Genomic DNA, 22,511 nt, shown 5'->3' on the forward strand with positions numbered 1-22,511 from the left:
GTTGCCTTCCTTATGCGTTTACTTTTTGCTGTAAATTGTTGTTTGGGAGTTCATTATTATCGATTTTAATCACTTCTACACTGATGACATCCCACAACTTTTCAATTTGGTTGGTCAAAAATGAGATTGGACGTTCACTATCTACAATGATTTCCACGCTGGCAATTCTGCTCTGGTGGTTTTGAGTGCCTGCAACTTGTCGAACGGTAAACCCGCGATGGCGTACTACACGTAATACACGCTCCAGAAGCACAGGTTTGTCGTCCGCTTTGATATCAAGTAAGTATCTTTCCATAGTGTTTCCTAGCTCTTGGGTATTAAGTGTTTTCTAACATGTCTTCGTTGGAAGCGCCCGGTGGAACCAGAGGCCACACGTTTTCTTCTTCATCGATCAATACATGCAATAAGTACGACGTCTCACACGCCAGCATCTCTTTCAGTGCGGGTTCAACTTCATCTTTACGAGTGATTGTCTTTCCTGGAATATCAAACGCTTTTGCCAGCATGACAAAGTCTGGGTTGTCGTCCAGAATCGTCTCGCTGTGTCGACCATCGAAAAACAGCGATTGCCACTGTCTCACCATACCTAATCGTTGGTTGTTGATCAGTACCATCTTGACTGGAATTTGGCGACGCTTAAGCGTACCTAGCTCTTGAATGTTCATCATGAACGAGCCATCCCCAGAAACCAAAATGGATTGATCGTTTGGGCGCGCTACAGCAGCCCCCATTGCCGCGGGTAATCCAAATCCCATCGTGCCGAGACCGGCAGAAGAAATGAAGTTTTGCGGATCACGGGGTTGAATATGTTGCGCAGCCCACATCTGGTGCTGACCAACGTCTGTCGACACCATCGAGCTGTCGGGCATCATATCGGACAGCTGTTTAAGCAGCAGCGGTGCGTAAATGAGATCACCTGGGTGGTCATAACGCCACTTAAATGCAGTGCGTAAGCTTTCACAGTGATGAACCCAGGGTGAAATATCATGATCCATTCCCATTTGAGGCAATATGGTATTGATATCGCCTCTAAGGGTCGCGTGCGCATGACGAAGCTTATTAAACTCAGCTTTATCGATATCGATATGAATCACTTTTGCATGAGGGGCAAAGGTGTCGAGCTTACCTGTGACTCGGTCATCAAATCGAGCGCCGACAACAATCAATAAGTCACATTCCTGAACCACTAAGTTGGCAGCTTTTGTCCCATGCATGCCGAGCATACCTAGGTAATGAGGGTCGTGTCGCTCAACAGAGCCAAGGCCTTTTAATGTGCTAACAGAAGGCATTGGGTTTGCTTTAAGAAAGCGTCTTACCGATTTTGTTGCTCGCGCAATTTGCACGCCGCCACCAACATACAGCACAGGGCGTTTGCTTTCGCGAAGAATGGCTTGCGCTAAACGAAAGTGCTCAGGTTGAGGGGTTGGCATCATCGGAGGCGCAAAGTGCGGTAGCTTCGCAACGGGCGCTTCACCTAACTGGACATCTTTAGCAATGTCGACAATCACAGGGCCAGGGCGTCCACTTTTCGCCACTTCAAATGCCTCTGCAAGTGTTGGAGCAAGGTCGTTGATGTCGGTAACCAAATAGCTGTGTTTGGTACAGGACAAAGACATACCAATCACGTCCATTTCCTGGAAGGCATCCGTACCAATATGCGAGCTGGCGACCTGTCCAGTTATCGCAACAATGGGTACCGAGTCCAAAAATGCGTCCGCAAGGCCAGTGACAAGGTTGGTGGCACCAGGGCCTGACGTTGCCATACATACTGCGACATCTTGTGTTGAACGTGCCATGCCAATGGCTGCCATTGCGGCGCCTTGTTCATGACGACACAGAATGTGCTCAACCCCACCATCGTACAACGCATCATAGATGGGCATGATCGCGCCACCAGGATAACCAAAAATGGTTTTAATGCCTTCTTGCAGTAGAGCTTTCACCACCAATTGTGCCCCGGTTAACGGTGCTGGTGTTGCTGCGCCTGCCTCTTCGGGCTGTTGCGTCTCTTGTGCTCCCATAATCCCTTTTCCCTGTTTTTATAAATTATAAAAAAGCCCCCGGACTCTTCAGTGCGGGGGCTTTTAAAATCTGGCTGTCTATCTTTCGCCTACTCGCCCGCCCGCGGTGTTAATAATCACCACGACCAGCAGGATAATCAGTGTGTTAATACGAGTAGCGACAGTCATCATTAATGTTGTGTTTGTGTTCGTTTATTTTGCTGTAGTAAGTGGTATCACAGTTTTCGGTTTTGTGACAAGTAAAAATTCATACTTTTTTCATAACTATCTTTTCTCTGCGCCTGAGTTAGCATGATTTAAACGCTATTTTAAAGGTGAAAAGTAATGGGCTTGGCCACTATTTTCAGCCGGGCATGTGTGGGTGTTGATGCCCCTTTGGTAAGAGTCGAAGTGCATATTAGTGGAGGGATGCCGGCGTTCAAGATTGATGGGTAGATTAACCATTAAATATTTTTCACCCTTCCCAAAATTTTTTGGCCTTCGACTTTCCGCTGTGAAACTCAAGTATTTTTTAGCCCCTCCGGTGTATGGACGGGTCATCTAGGGGTTCTACGGTTTCCAAATAGGGGTACGGGGGTGCTTGTGGGGTCGCCCTCATTCGTTTCTGTCGTAGAAAACGATAGCATCAGCAAAGCTGCTGTGTGGGGCAAATATTTTCGCCAGTATGCCAAATCGACATGTTGTCTATTGCCAGAGGCAAGGGCATCCATCTGCGATGGCTATCTATCATCTGATGTTGGTCAAAAGATAAATGATAAAACGTTATCAATGCCCTATCAAAACGGTTGGATGGTGGGTCAGAAGATAGTATTATCATAACCCTACACACAACAAGGTAAGATGATAAAAATGACAGGCATTAAAAATGGTAGCACTGCCAAAGGCACTGAATACATTTATGCGCGTGTAAGCACGCAAGGGCAAGAACTGGCTACCCAAACCGAGGAGCTGATGAAACACTATCCTGACGCTGTCGTAGTGAGCGAGAAGATAAGCACGCGAGTTGAGAGCGAGCAGTTTGATAAGCTACTGGGACAGATGGAAGAGGGTGATAAGTTGATAGCGTACGACTTGTCGCGATTAGGTAGGGACACTGGTAAGTTGTTGGAGTTGGCGCAGGAACTGGAAGCGCGTGGCATTGGCATGGTGATACATAACCTTGGTGGGCAGTCGATGGATACGACCACGGCCACGGGTAAGTTCTTATTCACTGTGTTGGCTGCTATGGGGCAGATGCAACGGGATATTCAGAACGAGAAAACGAGGCTCGGTGTTCAAAGGGCAAAGGAAGCAGGGAAGATGAAAGGTGGGCGACCTCATAAAACCGACAACATCAAGCAGGCGCTTGGGTATCTGGAAAAGGGTTTGAGCAAAGAGGCCGCAGCCAAGGCAGCAGGTATTGGCGTGGCTACACTTTACAGGGCGCTACGAGCCAACAAGAGCGCGTAGGGGGCGTTTGGTGGGCAAAGGAATGCCATACAAACAGAACCAAATACAGCTCTACATGCCTATCTATTGTTGCCAAATGGTAATGGTAAAAACAAAAAATGTTCAAGGTGCAGTTGCACCCAAATAGCGCCCTACGACACAAAGTGCCGAGGCTAGTCACAACATTTGCACCCTATTCAACAGAAATTTGTACAAGGTGCAGTTGCACCCTACATGTTCCCCACAGCAATAACCTTTGCTTTTCCGCTGTCCAGTTCAAACAAAACACAAGGCTCGCCCAATGGTTCAAGTGCCATTATCTGGGGTAAGTATTCGACGTGTCGCTCTGCCATACAAAAGGCAGGGATGCCGCTATATCTATCCCGCTTCAACACATCCATAAATAACCCATACTTATCACGCCATGTATCTGTCCAGACGCTATCCTTTACCAACAAGAGGGCGCTGTGATAGTCGTGAGCAGTGGCTTGCCAGAAACCCATCAAGTTGCGCTCTATGCTGTGGTTATCGTTTTCAGCGGCCAACAGGCGGCGCACAGTGGCATTCTTTGTAGCATACCGATACTTGGCTTTGAGTTCTTTCAACTTGGCTTTGTGAGCGGGTATGGTACGCATGTGGCCGTCTTTACATTCAACGACAACACGCTTGCCAGCGACACTGAGGGCAAAGTCAAAGCGCCTAGGCTTCAACTTCTTATCCGTACCGTAAAGCCTGTTGGCTGGAATACCCGACACTTTCGCGTCAGGCAATGCCGTGAGCGAGTTGAAACAAAGCTTTTCAAACTTGCTATCAAACCTCACAAGATAACCTCGCCATGCTCGTCAACTTGGACATACTGGATAACCTTCTCTATCTCTGGCTCTGGCTTATTGACAGCATCATCAGTGAGTAGCAGGTCAAACAGTTCTTGCTTTAACTCTGGTTTCTTGTGGATGTTTTGGAGCAGCATGGCAGCGTGCCAAGTGTCTCTGTACAAGTTGCCAACCTCGACCGCTTTTGTCTCGATAGACTTGCGTACCGTTTTCCTCGCTGACTCTTGAACATCTTTGCGGTTGCGGTATCGGGTCATTTCTTTCTGGACAGCGCGTGCTCGGATGTAGTCTATCTGTTTGAGATATTCAGGCAGGGCAGCCAGTGTAGCCTCATTACATTCGTTAAGTATGTTGCCAATGGCATCGAGTTTGTCTTGTTGCTTCAAGACCATGTTGTCCGGTTGCGGGGTCTCGTTGCCCTCAAACTTACGTATCTCTGATAGTAGTTGCGCGTAGTTGCGAGGGAAAACAAAACCGTCAAGCTGTGATGCTTTATTGATGCGAGACCACATACGTTTGAGAGTATCAGCGCTGATAGTGGCACTACGGAATAGCTCAACAAACTCAGCTTTCTTTACGTAGCCATCGGATAACAAAAGGTTGGACATGTATGAGTATGCCATCTCTTTGCGTTGGGCATTTGTGGTCTTGGCTTCTGCGAGTTTGTGGTAGTTGGCGAGGGCATTCTGTTTGATAAACTCATGCCATTCCATTTCCTCTGGTTCAAAGCCAATAACAGCAATATCGTCAAGGGATGCTGATAGCGTGCGGTGGTGGCCATCTATCAAATAAAGTCGGGGCTTGTTGTCGCCTAGCGCTTGGGTAATGGCTACTCGGATAGGGTTTTGCTGACCTTCTTTACTTATCAGCTCGACAAGGTCGTAGTCTATCCAGTCAGATGCGCCAAACAGCTCATCAATGGTAGCTCCGCGAGACTGGAAAGTGTTAAGGGTATCAGGTGCGTATTCTATTGTTTTCATCTTGGTTGCCTCCGTGGGCGTGCGTTTGTGTATAAAGTTTGAGGGCTTTGCTTGCTACTCTGGTTATGGTTGTGTCCTGCCTTTTGGCTATGCGTTCAAGCTCATCTACGAGGTTGCTATCAAGCCGTAAGCGGATATTGGTCAAACTATCTCTGTTCAACTTTTTCTCCTTTGTGATGGGGTCATCGACATTAAATGCCGAGACCATGCGCAGTATTTGCACCCTTATTTTGTTCAAGGTGCAGTTGCACCCTTTAAGGATAATTATCAAGGTTGTTAAGTGCTAATTGGGTTACATCGATAACCCCGATAGGTAAGTAAAGCAACAGACCAACTCTCCCTGTTTTTCGGTTCCTGTTCAAACTCAGCGGTGATGGTCAGTTGTGGTGCGATACGGTGTTTATTGCTTGTGCTCACACCTGCTACGAGCACCAATAAAATAGAGTGTCGCGCCACTGACCGATGTTGCTGGGTGGGCGCTGGGAAAAACAGTAAGCATTGGACGGACACGAGTAAGCACAGCCTCACGGACACGAGGCGATAGGCTCGGGGACGGGAAACTTTGGGCGTAGCGCTCGTGGTCGGACGGTGAGCATAAACATGACGCTGTGATACTCAATCAGTATTCGTGAGAACAAGTCCTGATAAGAGTATACCGATAATACTGGAAATACGCTCTCAGCCCTTATTGGTAAAGGGTTTGTCGTTTTTGAAAGTGGCTCAGGGACATACTGCCGTAGGGTAATAAGACGGTGAGAGACGACTATTGATGTGAAGATGAGAATAATTCTCAACAAGTGTGTGTGCGTGTAGGGACGACTTTAAGCGGTACAACACACACATACTAGGTACTATGATTGCCACTATAGTTTTGAGTTTTACCGCCTTTCTTTAAATCGCCACCAACAGTAAACCAAGGGTCATTCATATTGAATAAATATGCTGTGATTAATGTTGTGATAAACCCTTCGCCGTCTTCAGCCTCAGAAGTAGAGAAAATAAACTTAGCATTATTACGTAAAAAACCATTGAGTTTGATTCTATTCTCAGTATTCCCATTCGCGCAAGTGGTCAATAGTTCGTCCCAAGCTGCTATGCTTTCCGTAATCCCACGGGCATGATTTTGAGCTTTTGCTTCTTCGGAAGCTTGGTCGATTTTAGATTTGAGTTGATTTTGTTCCTGCCCTAGTTGGATTAACTTATCTCGAGCTTGTGGTATCTCTGATATGTCAATGAGGCTGTCAATCTTCTTTTCTATTTCAGCTAGGCGACCAACCAAGGATTGAAGAGAGTCAGCACCAGAAGTGATGACCGTAGGCATCAAACTCGATAGGTCAACAGCATACAATAAGTTTAGTACTTTACCCTCGATGTAGGAGTATTCGTAACGAGTATCATTGCTACAGCCTTTGAGCTTTGAGGAGGAACATTGAAGATGGGTTCTCTTGTTTTTTGCGCCCTTATTAATGTAGCTCATCTTCCCGCCACAAGTCTGACAGTAGGCGCAACCTTGTAGCAAATTAGAAAAATTGGCTCCTTTGCGGCCTGCGCGATTAGTTGGGGCTTTCTTAGCTGCTTGCACTTCGTAGTAGAGTTGCTCTGGGATTACTTGCGGGTAGTAGTTTTCTATCACTCGGCTGATGTCAGGCGTAATTGTTCCGTCTGGATTGTGGTTAAAAGGTGTCAGACGACCAATCACTCGACCATCATTAAGCAATCGAGCAATAAAACTAGAGTGCCAGTGTTTAGCTCTTAGGCTGAGTGGGGGGATTTTTTCCCTGTTCAATTGAGAGGCTATTGCTGCACACCCTTTACCGGATGATGCTAGATGGAATATATAGCTGATTGATTCTGCCTGAGACGGAATTACCTCAAGTTTGCCATTATCAACCTTTAACCAACTAGGGACAATTTTGGTTTTAACTACGCCTTGTTTAGCTTCTCTGTGTTTCTTTTCCCAAGCAGATTTAAGACGGATAGATTTTGTTTTGGATTCTTCGTAAGCACGCAAAAGAGCAGCTATTGAGACAAAGAGTTTATAGGGGTTATCCTGTAAATCTTGCTTTGAGTGGGTTTGACCGTCCGTTAAAGTCACGATTGGGATACCCGTACCTAGTAATTGAGAAAATAGAGACATGGCATTTGTTGGCTCTTGTCGAGAGATACGGTCTAGGTTTTCTACTAGAATGACATCATCTTGAGTGATAACACCGACGTTAATAGCTTCAAGGAGACGACCTAGTGAGCCTTGTAAGTTAGAACCTTTAAAGGCTGAAATACCAAGGTCTTCGTAGGTTGTTTCCTGTAAATCGAGGTTGTTGCGCTGACAATACTCAACCGCTCTAGAGTGCTGCCTCTCGTAAGAATGACCTTTTGCTTGTGTCGCACTAGAAAATCGTAGGTATAGGAAAGCCCTTTTCATGCTAGTTTGCCTTAAAAATGTATGTAGGGTTAATATAGCACACTATAAACATGGTGGGGTTGCCGGAGACTACAGTTAAAGAAGCGAAAGATCGCGTGCGCTGTGCGCTGATCAATTCTCGCTTTGAATTTCCTCACAATAGGATCACTGTCAGCTTAGCGCCGGCGGATCTACCTAAAGAGGGCGGGCGTTTCGATCTTCCTATTGCGCTGGGCATTTTAGCGGCCTCAGATCAGCTGCCAGACAGCCAACTTTGTCAGCATGAATTTGTGGGGGAGTTGGCGTTAAATGGCACCTTACGCGCTGTAAAAGGCGTGTTACCCGCCGCTATTGCCGCAAACAAACACCAGCGTGTATTGGTGGTGCCACAGTCCAACGCACATCATGCTGCGTTAGTGGGAGGAGAGCACCATCGCTGCGCGGCCAGCCTGCTTGATGTGTGTCAGAGCTTATTTGGCCAGCAAGCGCTTCCTGTTGCATCGACTGTGGCAGAGCCGCACGCTGCTACAAAAGGTCCAACCCGAGATCTTCAAGATATTATCGGACAGGCTCATGGTAAAAGAGCGCTCGAGATTGCTGCGGCGGGTGAACACAATCTTCTCTTTTTGGGGCCTCCTGGTACAGGAAAAACGATGCTCGCTTCTCGATTGAGTGACCTATTGCCTCCTCTTACTCAAGATCAAGCCATTGAAACCGCAGCAGTCACTTCTTTGGTATCACATCAGGTGAGTTCCAGTAATTGGAGAAACCGTCCTTTTCGATCGCCGCATCATTCAGCTTCAATGGCGGCGCTAGTGGGTGGTGGGACTAACCCAAGACCGGGAGAAATCTCATTGGCTCATAATGGATTGCTCTTTTTAGATGAACTCCCTGAATTTGAACGGCGCGCTTTGGACTCTTTACGAGAGCCTTTAGAGTCCGGTGAAATTATTATTTCTCGCGCCAATGGTAAAACCCGCTTCCCTGCTCGTTTTCAGTTGGTGGGAGCACTTAACCCAAGCCCCAGTGGGTATTACTCGGACCAAAGCCGCCAGCACACCAACGTTATATTGCGCTACTTAAGTCGCTTATCGGGCCCACTTTTGGATCGATTTGATATGTCCGTCGAAATCCCTTTGCTGCCAAAAGGTGTGCTAGCGGAAGGTGGGGATCGTGGAGAATCTACCGAGATTGTGAAACAACGTGTAAATAAAGCACGTGAGGTGATGGTTGACCGGGCAGGCGTGATCAATGCGCAGTTGACTGGTCGACAATTGGAAAAAGTCTGTCAATTGACGCCCAATGATGCCCGTTTTTTAGAAGATGCGTTACACCAGTTAGGATTGTCGATTCGAGCGTATCACCGGATTTTAAAGGTGGCACGAACAATCGCTGATTTGGACGAGCAGAGTGCCATATCTCGCCACCATATATCCGAAGCACTAGGGTACCGAGCCATGGACAGGCTTCTTAACCGGCTCAATAGTGCTTACGAGGGTTAACAACTCCGACCAAGTCGCATATTCCATTCGTCGGCTAGGTTAGTATAATGTCGAGGTCATTGTTTAACCTGATAATAATACAGAACTAACCCTATGCACGGCTATTTGATCTTAGTTGCTACTTCATTTTTGGTGATCGTTAATACGGCGATCATTTCGCTGTTGATCTGTATCATAGCCCTTATCAAGGTAATGACACCCACCTTGGTACTCAAACGCTATCCAACCGCTTTGGCGAATCAACTCATGTGGGTATGGGCGACTTTAAACGCTGGCATATTAAGACTGTTCAATCGAGTTGAGTGGGATATTTCGGGCGTTGACAATCTTAGTAAGCATGGCTGGTATTTGATGATCAGCAACCATCGCAGTTGGACCGATATTGTGGTGCTCTGTTGTGTGTTTAAAGATCGTATTCCGATGCCAAAGTTCTTTATGAAGCAGCAACTGCTTTATATCCCGCTTATGGGGATGGCGTGTTGGGCTTTAGGTATGCCTTTTATGAAACGCTACTCCCGAGAATATCTGCTTAGGCACCCAGAAAAGCGAGGGGAAGATTTACGCACTACGCGTCGCTCCTGCGAGCAATTTAAGCATACCCCTACAACTGTCGTAAATTATGTAGAAGGTACTCGCTGTACCAAACAGAAGCTCGCCACCAGTAAGGCGGGTTACCAACACCTTCTGCAACCTAAGTCTGGAGGCATTGCCTATACTTTAGCGGCAATGGGAGAGCAGTTTGACAGTATCCTCGATGTAACTTTGGCTTACCCGCAAAATGTTGAAAACCCATTTAGAGATATGCTCATGGGACGAATGAATCGTATAGTGGTGGATGTCACGGTGAGGCCTATCGACGAGCACGTATTGGGTGATTACTTTAATGACAAACCGTACAAACGACGATTTCAGCACTGGCTTGGCGATGTATGGGAAGAAAAGGATAGATTGCTCGAAAAGCATTACCAATGATTGGTTTACTGGCACTGAAAATGACTGAACTTCATTGTGAATGAACAAACCCCGCATATATTCGCGGGGTTTGTTGTATTTAGGGTATTACAGTTTTAGTAGGTAGTTAACCAAGTCATTAAACTCTGCACCAGAGCTGATTGAACCGATATTAACCTGATATTTATTGTTCACAATAAACGCTGGAACACCGCGTAAACCTGCTTTTTGGAATTCTTTGTCGAATCGACGAACCATAGAGTCCACCGCGAAACCGTTAAATGCAGCATCAAACTTTTTGCCGTCAAACCCTTCATCAACGAACATTTGGCGCAGCTCTTCATTGCTTTGAGGTGGCTTGCTCTGGTTGTGGATGCGATTAAACATCACAGGGACCATGGTTTCTTCTGCTTTAAGGGAAATCATCGTTGCGTAGCCTTTACTCATTGATGCGCCCATGTTGCCTCCCATAAAAGAAACATGCGACTTTTGAAACTTGGTGCCGTCTGGCAACGATTCTTTTAGCCCTTTAACCAGTGGCTCGAAGCTGAAACAGTGTGGACAGTAAAATGAGAAAAACTCGTTTACCACGGGTTTGCTGGATTTTTCTTGGTCTAAAACAGTGTAGTGAGTGCCTTCGTTAAATTGAGCGGCAAATGCACTTAGTGACAACATCATTGTTGAGAGTAAAACGATGAGTTTCTTCATGGATTAAGGTTCTCCTTTGACCTTTTATCTGCTTATTGGCGCAGGTTTAGTGTTCTATTTAATTACCATTGAGGGGCTAACGTCAATGGTGGCTCGTTAAGAAGCGCAATTTGTTCTTTAAAAGCCAGTACTTGACCTTCCCAATACTTATCCTCTCCAAACCATGGAAACGCAAGTGGGAACGCGGGATCTTGCCAGCGTCGATTTAGCCAAGCCATGTAGTAGACTAATCTAAGACCGCGTAATGGCTCGATAAGTTTCAATTGATTGTTATCAAAATCGCAATATTGTTGATATTCCTCTAACAAAATGTCCAACTGCATCATTTTATCAGCACGCTCGCCATTTAGTAGCATCCAAATATCTTGGATGGCAGGTCCATTACGCGCGTCATCAAGATCGACGATGACGGGGGCATCGTTGCGCCATAGAATATTACCTGGGTGGCAATCACCATGTAAGCGGCCTATCACCACATCATTGGGCCATTGAGATTCAATAGCACTAATAAGAACGTCCAAATCGCCAAAGAATGCATTTTCTAGATGCCTCGGTATCGCAGAGTTGTTTTGTAATTGCTCTCTGGATTGATACAAGTACTCGTTAAGGTCCATCGTTGGACGGTGAATAAAAGAGTCGCTCAACGACACTTGATGAAGCCTACCCAAATAGCGACCTAAAGACTCCAGTTGCCCTAAGTTGTCGACTTCAAACTGACGCCCTCCAACACTTGGGAAGAGAGTGAAGTAGCTTCCTTGGTATTGATGCAAAGTGGTTCCATTAATCACTAACGGAGCAACCACAGGGACCTCAGCTTCGACCAATTCTAGTGCTAATGCGTGTTCTTCGAGCAGCTGAGCATCACTCCAGCGTTGAGGTCGATAAAACTTAACCACATATCGCTGCTGGTTTTCATCACTAAATTGATAAACCCGATTTTCATAACTGTTTAAGGCCAGTAGCCCTGACTCCGCGCGCACACCGATAGACAACAAGGCTTGCCACATAAAATCGGGGGTAAGATGATCAAAATTAAATTTCTGCATGATACTCATAAAAAGTTGGCCGCTCACTGAGCGGCCTTTGTATAGGGGAGAAGCATTAAAGGTTTTTAATAAATCGGCTTTCTTTATTCAATGTAAACCCTTGTTCATCCGTCACGACAAACTCAATAGTTGTGACTGAACCATCTAATGCGTTTTCATCCACGCCTAAGCTGAAGGGATGATTTATGACCTCTCCAGGTGCCACGCGCACCGTTCGCGGTCCATACCAAGTTACTGGTGACATGCCTTCGACATCCAACTGATACGCTTGAATGGTCGGAGACTTGTTAATAATTTTTAAATTGTAGGTGTTGGTCACTAGCCCATCGTTGTTGACCTGATAAAGCTGAGAACGATCCCGAATCACACTTAAACCAAACGGCTCAACACTGGCAACTTGATTGACCAAGAATACCATCATTAACAGCAGTACCACGCCATAGCCGATAAGCTTGGGACGCATTACCTTGGTTGAGTGACCAGCCAACTTATGTTCGGTGGTGTAGCTAATGAGTCCTTTGTCGTAACCCATTCTATCCATGGTAACGTCACAGGCGTCGATACAGGCTCCGCAGTTTATACACTCGTACTGCAAGCCGTCTCGGATATCGATTCCCGATGGGCAGACCTGAACACACAAATCGCAGTCGATGCAATCACCAAGCCCCTTCGTTTTGGGATCAACTTTACGCGAACGGGGTCCACGCTGTTCACCACGTTTTTCGTCGTAGCCGACGATAAAGGTGTCTTTATCAAACATCGCAGATTGAAAACGCGCATAAGGACACATATGAATACACACAATAGAGCGCATCCAACCGGCATTGGCGTAAGTACAAATAGCAAAGAAAAACACCCAAAAATAGGCATTGAAGCTGGCGTTTAAGGTGACAAAATCAATCACAAGTTGGCGGACAGGAACAAAGTAGCCGACAAAGGTAAGTCCGGTTGCTGTTGCAATAAATAACCACGCTATATGCTTGAGTCCTTTGCGGACGAAGAGCTTTTGCGTAATGGGTTGAGAGTCTTGTTTTCGGCGTTTGTTTGCAGCACCTTCTAGCTTTTCTTCAAACCAGATGTACATAAACGTCCACACCGTTTGTGGACACAGGTACCCGCACCAGACCCGGCCAAGAAAGGTGGTAATAAAGAACAGCCCAAAAGCCGCAATGATAAACAGGGTTGCTAAGATCGGCAGATCTTGAGGGTAAAAGGTGGTGCCAAAAATATGGAACTGTCGCTGAGCGATATCCAGTAACACCAGTTGTTGACCGCTTAGGTTGATCCACGGGATCAAAGCAAAAAGCCCTAGTAAGAACCACGCACCATATCGTCGAAGCAACTGGAAAGTTCCTTTACTTTGACGGACATAAATTCGGTTACTGGGATTAAATCGATCCCCTCCACCTTTATGGGTTTTCGGATTAAACGTTTTTGCAGTAACGTCTTTAACCTCGATGCGTTGCGAGTCTTTCATTGGGCTTCCTTGCTTTATTGACAGCGACCTCTTCGGGCCTACGATTTCATCTGGCGCTTATTTGTGCACCTTGCAGTCAGTATAGCGATTTAGATTTCGTAAACCGTAACCGTGCTCTAGGTTTAGTGTGCTTAAATCACGCCACGCGCTTTTAGTAGAGCTGTTTTAAAGTCGTCTTCTTGGTCTTTAGCAAGACCCGGGATCATTTCGTCTTTTTCGGTGTTGCGCATTTTTAGGTGATAAATCAACACATCGTCGGTCAGATCCTCGAGCTTTCCGTCGTAACCAGCCTCTTGGGTTAACTGAACAAGAAAGGCCAACAAATTTGTATCGGGTGTTTTTTGCCAGTGTGAGTCGAGTAGTTCAAGCAGTTCGTCGATGCGATGACAGCTCATGATGGGCATCCTTATAGGTGTATGTGAAAGGCATGGCAAGGTTATCAAATGGTGAGAAAAAAGCTAAGAAAAAAGCGCAGTAGATACTGCGCTTTTTGTTTACGCGGCTTTCACTGCGGAGGTAGACGCTTTGCGAGCGACATTTTGAGCAACCAATGTAACGGGTGCTGGTGATGCGCTTGCAGTTGTCGCTTTAGCAAAACTTGCGCGGCGACGAGACGCCCCGCCGTGTGAACGAGAAAACCTGACAGGAGTGGATCGCATATTGATTCCTAAGTCGTCAGGCACATCCATGGCCATTTTAGTTATTCGAATTCAAGCTGCTACTTCATGTAAAAATAGCCTGGTTTACACCGTTCCTAATCTTGAGTCGAAGTTTTAAGTATGAATGTCATACCATTAACAAGGCTAGCATTGTATGATTAAAATATCGACAGTTTGTTACATTCGATTCAGTTTTAGTTACCCAAATGAACAAGTCGCACATCTCGCATTCTAATAAGAACTCGTAGGACATCATTCGCAGGAGGCACGGTATGTCATTTCTCAAGAAAACTCTCGCAAGCTTTGGTATAGGATCAGCGAAAGTTGATTCTGTGTTGCATCAAGAAGTCCTAATTCCTGGAGAAACCGTCGCTGTGACCATTCATGTATATGGAGGGGCGACGGAACAAGCCATTGACCATATCAACGTTAAACTCTGTTGTCAGTATGTCGAAGAAGTGGTCAAAAAAGATCGCCATACCGACGCAAAACGACGTGAAAAAGTGAAACGTCAATTTGTGTTGGATGACTGGAGGTTGCCATACTCATTTACCATTAACCCCAGTGAAGAGCGCGAATTCGAAGTTAACTTAAATGTGCCGTGGAATACGCCAGTCACTATTGGAGACTCAAAAGTGTGGCTAGAAACGAGCTTAGATATAGACAATGCCATCGACCCATCTGATGAAGATCGTTTAACGGTGCGCCCAGACCCTATTATGGACGGTATTTTTTCTGAGCTTGAAGAGCAAGGTTTACGGATTCGTCAGGTAGAGTGTGAGGCAGCCAAAGGGTTTGAACTGCCGTTTGTACAACAGTTTGAGTTTGTACCAACTACTGGCCCTTATCACGGGTTAGTACGCGAGGTCGAACTGCTGCTGTATCGCGATCAAGATGCTTTGCAAATATGGGTTGAGATTGACCGTCAGAAGAAAGGGTTAGGCGGAATGATTTCGAGGTTTATTGGTAACGATGAAATCACCCACAAGTTGACCATCACCTTACCCGTGGATCCGGTTGATGCTGGGCAACAAGTCTTGGGTCTGATTGATCAGCTTAGGGGTTAGCGTTTCCAAAAGGCAGGCACAAATAACACCAAAATAGTGAGAATTTCAAGCCGGCCCAATAACATCCCAAAGCTCAGTAGCCACTTTGCCGCATCCGGTAAGGTGGCGAAATTCCCTGTAGGTCCAATTACGGCCCCCATGCCTGGTCCTACATTCGCAACTGCTGTTATGGCTCCCGATAAGCTGGTTATTGGGTCGAGCCCCATAGATGCGAGCAGCGCGGCAAGCACAATGATGGTGATAAAAAACAGTAAGCTGAACGCAACCACTGAGCGCACGATGTCTTCACTGACTTTTTTACGATTGTAACGCTGCACAAACACACCTCTTGGGTGTATCAGTTTCATAAGTTGAATTTTCAGTAACGATCGAGCCACTTGAAAGCGAAATAGCTTTATCCCACCACTGGTAGAGCCTGAGCACGCCCCCGTCATCAATAGAAATACAAACAGTACGGAGGGTAGCGCGCCCCAAGACGTGAAGTCGTCCAACCCAAACCCTGTGGTTGTCATCACCGATACAACGTTAAACATTGATACTCTGATTGCATCACTAATGGGGTAGTCATCAACTAGGGTAAGCCATAGCCCCACCAAAACACTCGCCAATAAAAAGAGTCGAGCAAAGCCTTTAACCTGTTCATCGGACAGTATTTTTCTCGGGCTTTTTTGCGTCACTAACGAAACAAACAATAAAAATGGTAAGCCGCCCAAAAACATAAATAGTATGGCAACCCAATGAGCGCGGTAAGAAAAGTGATTCATCGAACCATCGGAGGTTGAGTAACCGCCGGTCGATAATGTCGTTAAGGCGTGATTGATTGCTTCAAACAGATTCATGCCACTAAGCAGGTAACCCACAAAGCACAGTACGGTCAGAGTGATGTACACGGTGACAATGTTTTTGGCGACATTTTTGATCCGCGGCGAGCTTTTATCTGACCAGTCTGACGATTCGGTTTGAAACAGCCGCATACCCCCGATGTTGAGCATCGGAAGTATTGCCACTCCCATAACGATAAAACCAATGCCACCTAACCATTGTAAGGTAGAGCGCCACAGCAAAATGCTGTGCGACATGCTATCTAGGCCACTAAGCACCGTAGAGCCGGTAGTGGTGATCCCCGACATGGTCTCAAAATAGGCATCGGTGAAACTGATATGGTTAATGAAAACGAACGGCAGCGCCGCAAACACACTGCTCACCGTCCAGACCAGCGCTGTGATTAAAAACATATCACGAACGCCCAGTTTAAAATCGACAGTTTTGCCAATGGCGAGAAAGCCCAATGCGGAAAGGTGAGTAATGGCCACGGCTACCGCAAACTCTATAAACCCGCTACCAGGGTTAAACAGCGCTAACACCGTTGGCGGGTACATAAACAACGCCACTTTGGACAGCACCAGTCCAAGCACGAATAGAATGGGGCGTACGTTAACCATCGTCGCCGCTCTTAGTTACAAGAAGAAAGGGCTAGGTTGGAACAAGGCTTCGACGTCGGGGACAAATTTCTTGTCGACCAAGAACATCACCACATGGTCATCTTGTTCAATCACAGTACGATCGTGTGCAATAAGCACCTCATCCCCACGCACAATGGCGCCAATGGTGGTGCCGGGTGGAAGTTTTATCTCACCAATCGCTTTGCCCACCACTTTCGAGGTGTTTTCATCGCCGTGAGCAATGGCTTCAATGGCTTCGGCTGCGCCGCGTCTTAATGAACTTACGTTAACGATATCCGCGCGTCTTACGTGGGTCAGCAGCGCCGAAATAGTGGCTTGTTGGGGCGAGATGGCAACATCAATGCTACCGCCTTGAACCAAGTCGACATAAGCGCCACGTTGGATCAGTACCATCACTTTTTTAGCACCAAGCTTTTTAGCCAACATTGCAGACATAATGTTGGTTTCGTCTTCGTTGGTCAGCGCAATGAACACGTCTACTTGGTCTATGCTCTCTTCGCTCAGGAGCTCTTGGTCCGCTGCATCACCACAAAATACGGTGGTGTGCTCTAATTCTTCCGACAACGACTCAGCCCGTTTGTAGCTGCGTTCAATGAGCTTCACGTTGTAGCTTCTTTCTAGGCGCTTAGCGAGGCTAGCACCAATGTTACCCCCACCCACAATCATGATGCGTCGGTACGGTTTCTCTAGACGTTGCAGCTCACTCATCACAGAGCGAATGTTGTTGCTGGCGGCGACAAAAAAGACTTCATCGTCGGCTTCAATAATGGTGGTGCCTTGCGGTCGAATAGGTCGACCTTGGCGAAATATTGCGGCTACTCGCGTATCGATGTGTGGCATATGCTCGCGTAATGCTGATATCGCGTTCCCCACAAGTGGTCCACCGTAGTAGGCTTTTACGGCAACTAAGCTCACCTTTTGCTCTGCAAAGCTCACTACCTGTAGCGCACCAGGGTATTGAATGAGTCTCTCAATATAGCTAGTCACTAGGGCTTCAGGGGCGATGAGATGATCAACAGGGACGGCGCCAGAGTGGAACAGAGTGTCTTTTTCTTGCAGATATTCGGATGAACGGATCCGTGCAATTCGATTTGGGGTGTTAAACACGGTAAACGCTATCTGACAAGCGGCCATATTGGTTTCGTCGGTATTGGTTACCGCCACCAGCATATCGGCATCTTGAGCACCGGCTTCACGCAACACACTAGGGTGGCTCGCGTAACCATGGATAACACGAAGATCGTACTTATCTTGCAGTTCGGCTAACCGATCACTGTTGGTGTCGACAACCGTTATGTCGTTATTTTCACCCACTAAGTTCTCAGCCAGCGTACCGCCGACTTGACCTGCGCCCAAGATGATAATTTTCATACTGGTATTTTCCTGTTACGCCTGCTTTGTGAGCACGGCGTAATAAAATCCGTCCATGTTGTCTTGTCCTGGCAAAATTTGCAGCCCAGGTGCCTCAATGTCACTGAGTTCCAATTGCACATTACTGGTGCGAGACAAGAATGCTTTCACTTGGTCGACATTCTCTTGTGGAGTGATCGAGCAAGTTGCGTAAACCATTGTGCCACCAACTTTTAATTGCTGCCACATAGCATCCATAATTTCGCGCTGTAGGTCCGCCAGTGCCTCAATATCGTTGGCGCGGCGCAGCCACTTAATGTCTGGGTGACGACGGATCACACCTGTTGCAGAACATGGAGCATCCAACAATATCTTGTCAAACTGCTCACCTTGCCACCAATCTTGTGGATAGCGAGCATCCCCACAAATGATTTGTGCGGAAATGTTCAAGCGTTCAAAGTTATCGTGCACTCGTTCTAGACGTTGCTCATCGCTGTCCACTGCGACCACTTGCGCATTTGGCGCAAGCTCTAGGATGTGCGCGGTTTTACCGCCAGGGGCGGCGCAGCAATCGAGGATCAGCTCGTCGTCATGAGGTTTTAAAAAACCCGCCGAGAGTTGAGCCGCGGCATCTTGAACCGATGCCCAGCCTTGCTCAAAACCAGGCAGGTTGCGAACGTCTTGTGGTTTTTCTAGAAGCAGTGCATGTGGAGCAAACGCATTTTTAGTGGCCGCAATGCCTTCTTGTTCAAGCAGGGCAAGGTACGCATCAACACTGTTGTGTTGAGTGTTGACTCTGATCCACATAGGGGCCTTAGTATTATTGGCCTCAATAATACTCTGCCATTGGTCAGGATACGCCTCTTTGAGCAGTTTGAGCAGCCAACTAGGGTGGACATATTTGCCCGCATCAAAGCTGATGGCTTTGGCATCGAGTGCCTCTTTGTTGCGCTGGTAGTTACGCAGCACAGCATTAATGAGGCCGCGAAGTCTTGGGCCCTTTAGGTCTTTGGTGGCTTCTACCGTTTCGGCAACGGCTGCGTGCTCGGCAACGCGCATTGCACTTAACTGATAAAGCCCTACTAAAATGAGATGGTGAAAGACTCGTTGCTTTCCTTTCAATGGTTTATCCATCAACTCCGAAGCGATGGCTTCTAAACGTGGTAATACGCGCAACGAGCCATAGCAAATCTCTTGCAGTAGGGCGTGATCGCGGGGTTTAATTTTACCTAACGCTTGAGGAAGTAAGGTGGACATGGATTGGCCTTTATCGACCACTCGGAAAAGGACATCGGCAGCAACAGCGCGAACATTCATAACAGTACCTGTAACAGAAAGAGAGCATCTCTGCCCTCGAAAAGTTCTAATAAATTAAAAGGGGTGGCTAGCTTAGTGTAGACCCAACGGCAAACCAATCAGCGCGTGAGTTCAAAATATCTTGAACAGACATCGCTTTTTTACCGGGTACTTGCAAGCTCTCTAGGACCAATACGCCTTCACCCGTCGCTACATATAATCCGCTTTTATCCGCTTGAATTATCGTACCTGGTGCTTGATCGACAGTGCGTGTGTCAACACGGCTCTGCCATAGCTTAATGGCGTGCTTATTAGCGACAAAATGACTGATTGGCCAAGGGTTGAAGGCTCGTACACAGCGCTCGATGTGTTCAGCGCTTTGCGTCCAGTCGATTTTTGCTTCGTCTTTGCTCAGCTTTTTGGCGTAGTTCGCAAGCTCGTCGTCTTGTTTAACCGGCTTTGCAGTGCCATTCGCAATCTCTTTTACACAATCAATGAGCGCGGTAGGACCAAGTTGAGCCAACTTGTTGTACATAGTGGTGCTGGTATCGTCACTGTCGATCGGAAGCGTGGCGATTTTCAGCATGTCACCTGTGTCTAATCCAATATCCATCTGCATAATGGTGACGCCGGTTTCGCTATCTCCAGCCCATATAGAGCGTTGAATAGGTGCCGCGCCGCGCCAGCGGGGAAGGATTGATCCATGAACATTGATACAACCCAATTTCGGGGTATCGAGAACCACTTGCGGTAGCAGTAACCCGTAGGCTACGACAACCATTAGGTCTGCGTTCAGTGCGGCTAATTCAGCTTTTGCTTCGTCAGACTTAAAGTTCTCTGGCTGAAAAACTGGAATGTCATGGCTCTTAGCCAAGGTCTTTACCGCAGACTCAGCCAGTTTTTTACCTCGTCCGGCAGGACGGTCGGGCTGTGTGTACGCCGCAATCACATGGTGTTCGCTGTCAATCAATGCTTGTAAATGTTTTGCGGCAAAGTCAGGGGTGCCTGCAAAGACAATGTTTAGAGGCTTACTCAATGGGGTGACCTATTGTTGGCGTTCGTTGAAGCGTTTGATTTTTTCTAGCTTGTCTTTAATTCGCTTGCGCTTTAAAGGAGACAAGTAATCGACAAACAGCTTACCTTTTAAATGGTCCATTTCGTGTTGCACACAAATAGCGAGTAAATCGTCGGCTTCAAAGCTGAACTCTTTACCGTCGCGATCGAGCGCTTTTACAGTGACTTCTGCAGCACGTGGCACTAACGCTTTAGCGCCAGGAACCGATAGGCAGCCTTCTTCAATGCCGTCTTCACCGCTTTTTTCGATGATTTCTGGATTGATTAATACCATCGGCTGATCGCGAGTGTCAGACACATCAATGACGATCAATTGCTTGTGGTAATCCACTTGCGTTGCTGCAAGACCAATCCCTTCTTCGGCGTACATGGTTTCAATCATGTCGTCGATCATGGTTTGGAGTTCTGGGGTAAATTCTGTAAGTGGCGTTGCAACAGTGCGCAAGCGCTCATCAGGAAAAGTAAGTACTGGTAATAATGACATAATGACTTAGTAATGTTGAACCGCGCCGTAAAGCGCACAAGATAATTGGGTCAATTCTAGACATTTTGTCACCCAATTGACAGCCTTGGCGTAATTTTGCACAACAATTCTAGGGAGAAAGTGTGGATGAGACGCTTCGAAGTTGGCTGATACTGTGGATGACCCCAGGCATTGGCCCCATAAAATTTTCTGCGATCATCGATGCAGTCACGCCTCAAGAGCTTTTATCGTATTCCGAAAGGGAGCTGACACTTGCGGGGTTTAATCCTACTCAAACTCAATTTTTACGCTCAACCCAGCATCCATGGTTATCCAAAATAGACGCTTGGTTAGACGGTAGTGAGCTGCGCCACTGTGTGGCGCGCTACCATGATCTGTATCCTAGTCAGCTCCTAGAGACATCGGCATCCCCTCCAGTATTATTTGTTGAAGGAGCGCTTAAGTGGCTAACGTGTCCGCAGGTGGCTATTGTCGGCAGTCGCAACGCAAGCTTTGATGGCAAACAGATAGCGTCTCAATTTTCGGCAAGCCTTGCTCAAGATGGTATTACCACTACCAGTGGGTTAGCGATTGGCATTGATGGTTGTGCCCATCAAGGGGCGCTCTCTCGGTGTTCAGAATCGGCAAGCACCGTAGCGGTGTTAGGGTCGGGTTTGCAGCACATCTACCCCAAACGCCATAGTCAGCTCGCTGCCCGAATTAAAGAACAAGGGGCATTGGTCTCTGAATTTGCACCTTGGGTCAGGCCAAAAGCCGGGCACTTCCCAAGGCGAAATCGTATTATCAGTGGGCTAGCCAGTGCTGTATTGGTGGTAGAAGCTGCTCACAAAAGTGGCTCGCTTATCACGGCTCGCTGCGCGGCCGAGCAAAATAGAGATGTCTTTGTGGTGCCCGGGGCCTTTCATTCACCGGTATCCACTGGCAGCAATGCACTGATTAATGAGGGCGCTGAACTTATCCAAAGCTACCAGCAGTTCATTCACCGGTGTCGCTCGGCGCTGAATATTGCATCCAATGATCTGCGGGGCTCAATAAGTCATCCACCATCGATAACTTCACCATCGCCTCAAAACGAAGAAACTCGATTAAACGAGGGTAATGACCCTGATAGCGGCTTGCCTTTCCCGTTGCTGTTAGCTAATTTAGGAGTAGAACCCACGCCGGTTGATATTCTCGCCCAGCGTACCCATATAAAGGTTCAAGAGCTCATGACCCAACTTGTTGAATTAGAACTCGCAGGTCATGTTGCATCGGTAGCTGGTGGCTACATTCGTATTAGGGGGAACGCGCCATGATGGATATCTTGATGTATCTGTTCGAAACTTATATCCATAGTGAGTCTGAACTGGTCATTAATCAGGAAGAGCTTGAAGAAGAACTGCTTAAGGCAGGCTTTCGCAAACAAGAAATCTATAAAGCACTCACCTGGTTAGAAGAGCTTGCCGCGCTACAGCAAGAAGATGCTGCGCAAGGCATCGCAACCAGTGCAGCGTCGTCTACGCGTATCTATACGGAACAAGAATCGCATCGCCTAAACGCCGAAAGCCGAGGTTTTTTGCTGCTTCTTGAGCAAGCTGGTGTATTGATGCCCGAAACTCGCGAGTTGGTGATTGACCGAGTCATGGGGATCGATATAGAAGAATTTAGCCTTGAAGAGTTAAAATGGGTGGTACTGATGGTGCTGTTTAATTCTCCTGGCAACGAAAATGCTTACATGCAAATGGAAGAGTTGCTGTATTCGAAAGAGCAAGGGTTGCTTCATTAATTCCTG

20 protein-coding genes and 1 pseudogene are annotated in these 22,511 nt (G+C 47.0%); 6 read left to right on the forward strand and 15 right to left on the reverse strand.

Features of this window, described 5'->3' with window-relative positions:
* Positions 1-10: 10 nt before the first annotated feature.
* A complete protein-coding gene (gene ilvM / locus JQC93_RS19345) occupies positions 11-295 on the reverse strand; it encodes an acetolactate synthase 2 small subunit (protein WP_205159977.1) in 285 nt (94 codons plus the stop codon).
* Positions 296-317: 22 nt separating this feature from the next.
* Positions 318-2,021, reverse strand: a complete 1,704-nt coding sequence (gene ilvG, locus JQC93_RS19350) for an acetolactate synthase 2 catalytic subunit (RefSeq protein ID WP_205159978.1) — start codon at positions 2,019-2,021, stop codon at positions 318-320.
* 849 nt (positions 2,022-2,870) lie between these two features.
* Here ilvG and JQC93_RS19355 point away from each other — a divergent pair.
* Positions 2,871-3,470, forward strand: coding sequence for a recombinase family protein (locus tag JQC93_RS19355; RefSeq protein WP_205159979.1), 600 nt, complete (start codon positions 2,871-2,873; stop codon positions 3,468-3,470).
* Positions 3,471-3,679: 209 nt separating this feature from the next.
* Here the strand turns inward: JQC93_RS19355 and JQC93_RS19360 are convergent, their stop codons facing one another.
* From JQC93_RS19360 to JQC93_RS19370, 3 genes are all read right to left on the reverse strand, one after another.
* Positions 3,680-4,270, reverse strand: coding sequence for a hypothetical protein (locus tag JQC93_RS19360; RefSeq protein ID WP_205159980.1), 591 nt, complete (start codon positions 4,268-4,270; stop codon positions 3,680-3,682).
* Positions 4,267-5,262 (reverse strand): hypothetical protein, encoded by a 996-nt coding sequence (locus JQC93_RS19365; protein ID WP_205159981.1) that lies wholly within the window; start codon positions 5,260-5,262, stop codon positions 4,267-4,269. Before JQC93_RS19365 ends, JQC93_RS19360 begins: the two co-directional genes overlap by 4 nt.
* 844 nt (positions 5,263-6,106) lie before the next feature.
* Positions 6,107-7,684 (reverse strand): recombinase family protein, encoded by a 1,578-nt coding sequence (locus JQC93_RS19370; protein ID WP_205159982.1) that lies wholly within the window; start codon positions 7,682-7,684, stop codon positions 6,107-6,109.
* A gap of 50 nt (positions 7,685-7,734) precedes the next feature.
* Between JQC93_RS19370 and JQC93_RS19375 the strand changes: the two are divergent.
* Positions 7,735-9,165, forward strand: a pseudogene (locus tag JQC93_RS19375) (YifB family Mg chelatase-like AAA ATPase); the annotation flags it as partial.
* Between the two features lie 93 nt (positions 9,166-9,258).
* Positions 9,259-10,137 (forward strand): acyltransferase, encoded by an 879-nt coding sequence (locus tag JQC93_RS19380; protein ID WP_205159984.1) that lies wholly within the window; start codon positions 9,259-9,261, stop codon positions 10,135-10,137.
* Between the two features lie 87 nt (positions 10,138-10,224).
* Here the strand turns inward: JQC93_RS19380 and JQC93_RS19385 are convergent, their stop codons facing one another.
* The 5 genes from JQC93_RS19385 to JQC93_RS19405 form a co-directional block, all read right to left on the reverse strand.
* The gene (locus JQC93_RS19385; protein ID WP_205159985.1) at positions 10,225-10,824 is read right to left on the reverse strand and encodes a thiol:disulfide interchange protein DsbA/DsbL; all 600 of its coding nucleotides are present in this window, start codon (positions 10,822-10,824) and stop codon (positions 10,225-10,227) included.
* Between the two features lie 62 nt (positions 10,825-10,886).
* Entirely contained in the window at positions 10,887-11,870 is a 984-nt protein-coding gene (locus JQC93_RS19390; protein WP_205159986.1) for a serine/threonine protein kinase, read from the reverse strand.
* Between the two features lie 55 nt (positions 11,871-11,925).
* The gene (gene ccoG, locus JQC93_RS19395) at positions 11,926-13,347 is read right to left on the reverse strand and encodes a cytochrome c oxidase accessory protein CcoG (protein WP_205159987.1); all 1,422 of its coding nucleotides are present in this window, start codon (positions 13,345-13,347) and stop codon (positions 11,926-11,928) included.
* Positions 13,348-13,478: 131 nt separating this feature from the next.
* Positions 13,479-13,742, reverse strand: coding sequence for a YihD family protein (locus JQC93_RS19400; RefSeq protein WP_084884519.1), 264 nt, complete (start codon positions 13,740-13,742; stop codon positions 13,479-13,481).
* Positions 13,743-13,841: 99 nt separating this feature from the next.
* Complete coding sequence (locus JQC93_RS19405; RefSeq protein ID WP_205159988.1) at positions 13,842-14,006, reverse strand: hypothetical protein; 165 nt, start codon at positions 14,004-14,006, stop codon at positions 13,842-13,844.
* A gap of 272 nt (positions 14,007-14,278) precedes the next feature.
* Here JQC93_RS19405 and JQC93_RS19410 point away from each other — a divergent pair, with 272 nt between their 5' ends.
* On the forward strand, positions 14,279-15,073 hold the full coding sequence (locus JQC93_RS19410) for a sporulation protein (protein WP_205159989.1): 795 nt from the start codon (positions 14,279-14,281) through the stop codon (positions 15,071-15,073).
* On the opposite strand, the gene JQC93_RS19415 is transcribed toward JQC93_RS19410, so the two are convergent.
* From JQC93_RS19415 to def, 5 genes are all read right to left on the reverse strand, one after another.
* Entirely contained in the window at positions 15,070-16,515 is a 1,446-nt protein-coding gene (locus tag JQC93_RS19415) for a TrkH family potassium uptake protein (protein ID WP_205159990.1), read from the reverse strand. The two genes, JQC93_RS19410 and JQC93_RS19415, sit on opposite strands and share 4 nt — an antisense overlap.
* Before the next feature lie 15 nt (positions 16,516-16,530).
* Positions 16,531-17,907: a Trk system potassium transporter TrkA gene (gene trkA / locus JQC93_RS19420; RefSeq protein ID WP_205159991.1), complete on the reverse strand. Its 1,377-nt coding sequence runs from the start codon at positions 17,905-17,907 to the stop codon at positions 16,531-16,533.
* Between the two features lie 15 nt (positions 17,908-17,922).
* Positions 17,923-19,203, reverse strand: a complete 1,281-nt coding sequence (gene rsmB, locus JQC93_RS19425) for a 16S rRNA (cytosine(967)-C(5))-methyltransferase RsmB (RefSeq protein WP_205159992.1) — start codon at positions 19,201-19,203, stop codon at positions 17,923-17,925.
* Between the two features lie 67 nt (positions 19,204-19,270).
* Complete coding sequence (gene fmt / locus JQC93_RS19430; protein ID WP_205159993.1) at positions 19,271-20,218, reverse strand: methionyl-tRNA formyltransferase; 948 nt, start codon at positions 20,216-20,218, stop codon at positions 19,271-19,273.
* 9 nt (positions 20,219-20,227) lie between these two features.
* Positions 20,228-20,740 carry a peptide deformylase gene (def, locus tag JQC93_RS19435; RefSeq protein ID WP_084884530.1) on the reverse strand — a complete coding sequence of 171 codons (513 nt, stop codon included), beginning with the start codon at positions 20,738-20,740 and terminating at the stop codon, positions 20,228-20,230.
* Between the two features lie 158 nt (positions 20,741-20,898).
* Between def and dprA the strand changes: the two genes are divergently transcribed.
* Positions 20,899-22,035 (forward strand): DNA-processing protein DprA, encoded by a 1,137-nt coding sequence (dprA, locus tag JQC93_RS19440; protein WP_205160003.1) that lies wholly within the window; start codon positions 20,899-20,901, stop codon positions 22,033-22,035.
* Positions 22,032-22,505: a DUF494 family protein gene (locus JQC93_RS19445; protein WP_205159994.1), complete on the forward strand. Its 474-nt coding sequence runs from the start codon at positions 22,032-22,034 to the stop codon at positions 22,503-22,505. The genes dprA and JQC93_RS19445 overlap by 4 nt, the downstream gene beginning before the upstream one ends.
* Positions 22,506-22,511: the final 6 nt, after the last annotated feature.

This window comes from Vibrio ulleungensis (assembly GCF_016900875.1).
GTDB lineage: Bacteria > Pseudomonadota > Gammaproteobacteria > Enterobacterales > Vibrionaceae > Vibrio > Vibrio ulleungensis.

Excerpts from the sequence above, each read along its gene's own strand:
- ilvM (WP_205159977.1), bottom strand. The coding sequence starts at position 295 with ATGGAAAGATACTTACTTGATATCAAAGCGGACGACAAACCTGTGCTT.
- ilvG (WP_205159978.1), bottom strand. The coding sequence starts at position 2,021 with ATGGGAGCACAAGAGACGCAACAGCCCGAAGAGGCAGGCGCAGCAACA.
- JQC93_RS19355 (WP_205159979.1), top strand. The coding sequence starts at position 2,871 with ATGACAGGCATTAAAAATGGTAGCACTGCCAAAGGCACTGAATACATT.
- JQC93_RS19365 (WP_205159981.1), bottom strand. The coding sequence starts at position 5,262 with ATGAAAACAATAGAATACGCACCTGATACCCTTAACACTTTCCAGTCT.
- JQC93_RS19370 (WP_205159982.1), bottom strand. The coding sequence starts at position 7,684 with ATGAAAAGGGCTTTCCTATACCTACGATTTTCTAGTGCGACACAAGCA.
- JQC93_RS19380 (WP_205159984.1), top strand. The coding sequence starts at position 9,259 with ATGCACGGCTATTTGATCTTAGTTGCTACTTCATTTTTGGTGATCGTT.
- JQC93_RS19385 (WP_205159985.1), bottom strand. The coding sequence starts at position 10,824 with ATGAAGAAACTCATCGTTTTACTCTCAACAATGATGTTGTCACTAAGT.
- JQC93_RS19390 (WP_205159986.1), bottom strand. The coding sequence starts at position 11,870 with ATGCAGAAATTTAATTTTGATCATCTTACCCCCGATTTTATGTGGCAA.
- ccoG (WP_205159987.1), bottom strand. The coding sequence starts at position 13,347 with ATGAAAGACTCGCAACGCATCGAGGTTAAAGACGTTACTGCAAAAACG.
- JQC93_RS19400 (WP_084884519.1), bottom strand. The coding sequence starts at position 13,742 with ATGAGCTGTCATCGCATCGACGAACTGCTTGAACTACTCGACTCACAC.
- JQC93_RS19405 (WP_205159988.1), bottom strand. The coding sequence starts at position 14,006 with ATGCGATCCACTCCTGTCAGGTTTTCTCGTTCACACGGCGGGGCGTCT.
- JQC93_RS19410 (WP_205159989.1), top strand. The coding sequence starts at position 14,279 with ATGTCATTTCTCAAGAAAACTCTCGCAAGCTTTGGTATAGGATCAGCG.
- JQC93_RS19415 (WP_205159990.1), bottom strand. The coding sequence starts at position 16,515 with ATGGTTAACGTACGCCCCATTCTATTCGTGCTTGGACTGGTGCTGTCC.
- trkA (WP_205159991.1), bottom strand. The coding sequence starts at position 17,907 with ATGAAAATTATCATCTTGGGCGCAGGTCAAGTCGGCGGTACGCTGGCT.
- rsmB (WP_205159992.1), bottom strand. The coding sequence starts at position 19,203 with ATGAATGTTCGCGCTGTTGCTGCCGATGTCCTTTTCCGAGTGGTCGAT.
- def (WP_084884530.1), bottom strand. The coding sequence starts at position 20,740 with ATGTCATTATTACCAGTACTTACTTTTCCTGATGAGCGCTTGCGCACT.
- dprA (WP_205160003.1), top strand. The coding sequence starts at position 20,899 with ATGACCCCAGGCATTGGCCCCATAAAATTTTCTGCGATCATCGATGCA.
- JQC93_RS19445 (WP_205159994.1), top strand. The coding sequence starts at position 22,032 with ATGATGGATATCTTGATGTATCTGTTCGAAACTTATATCCATAGTGAG.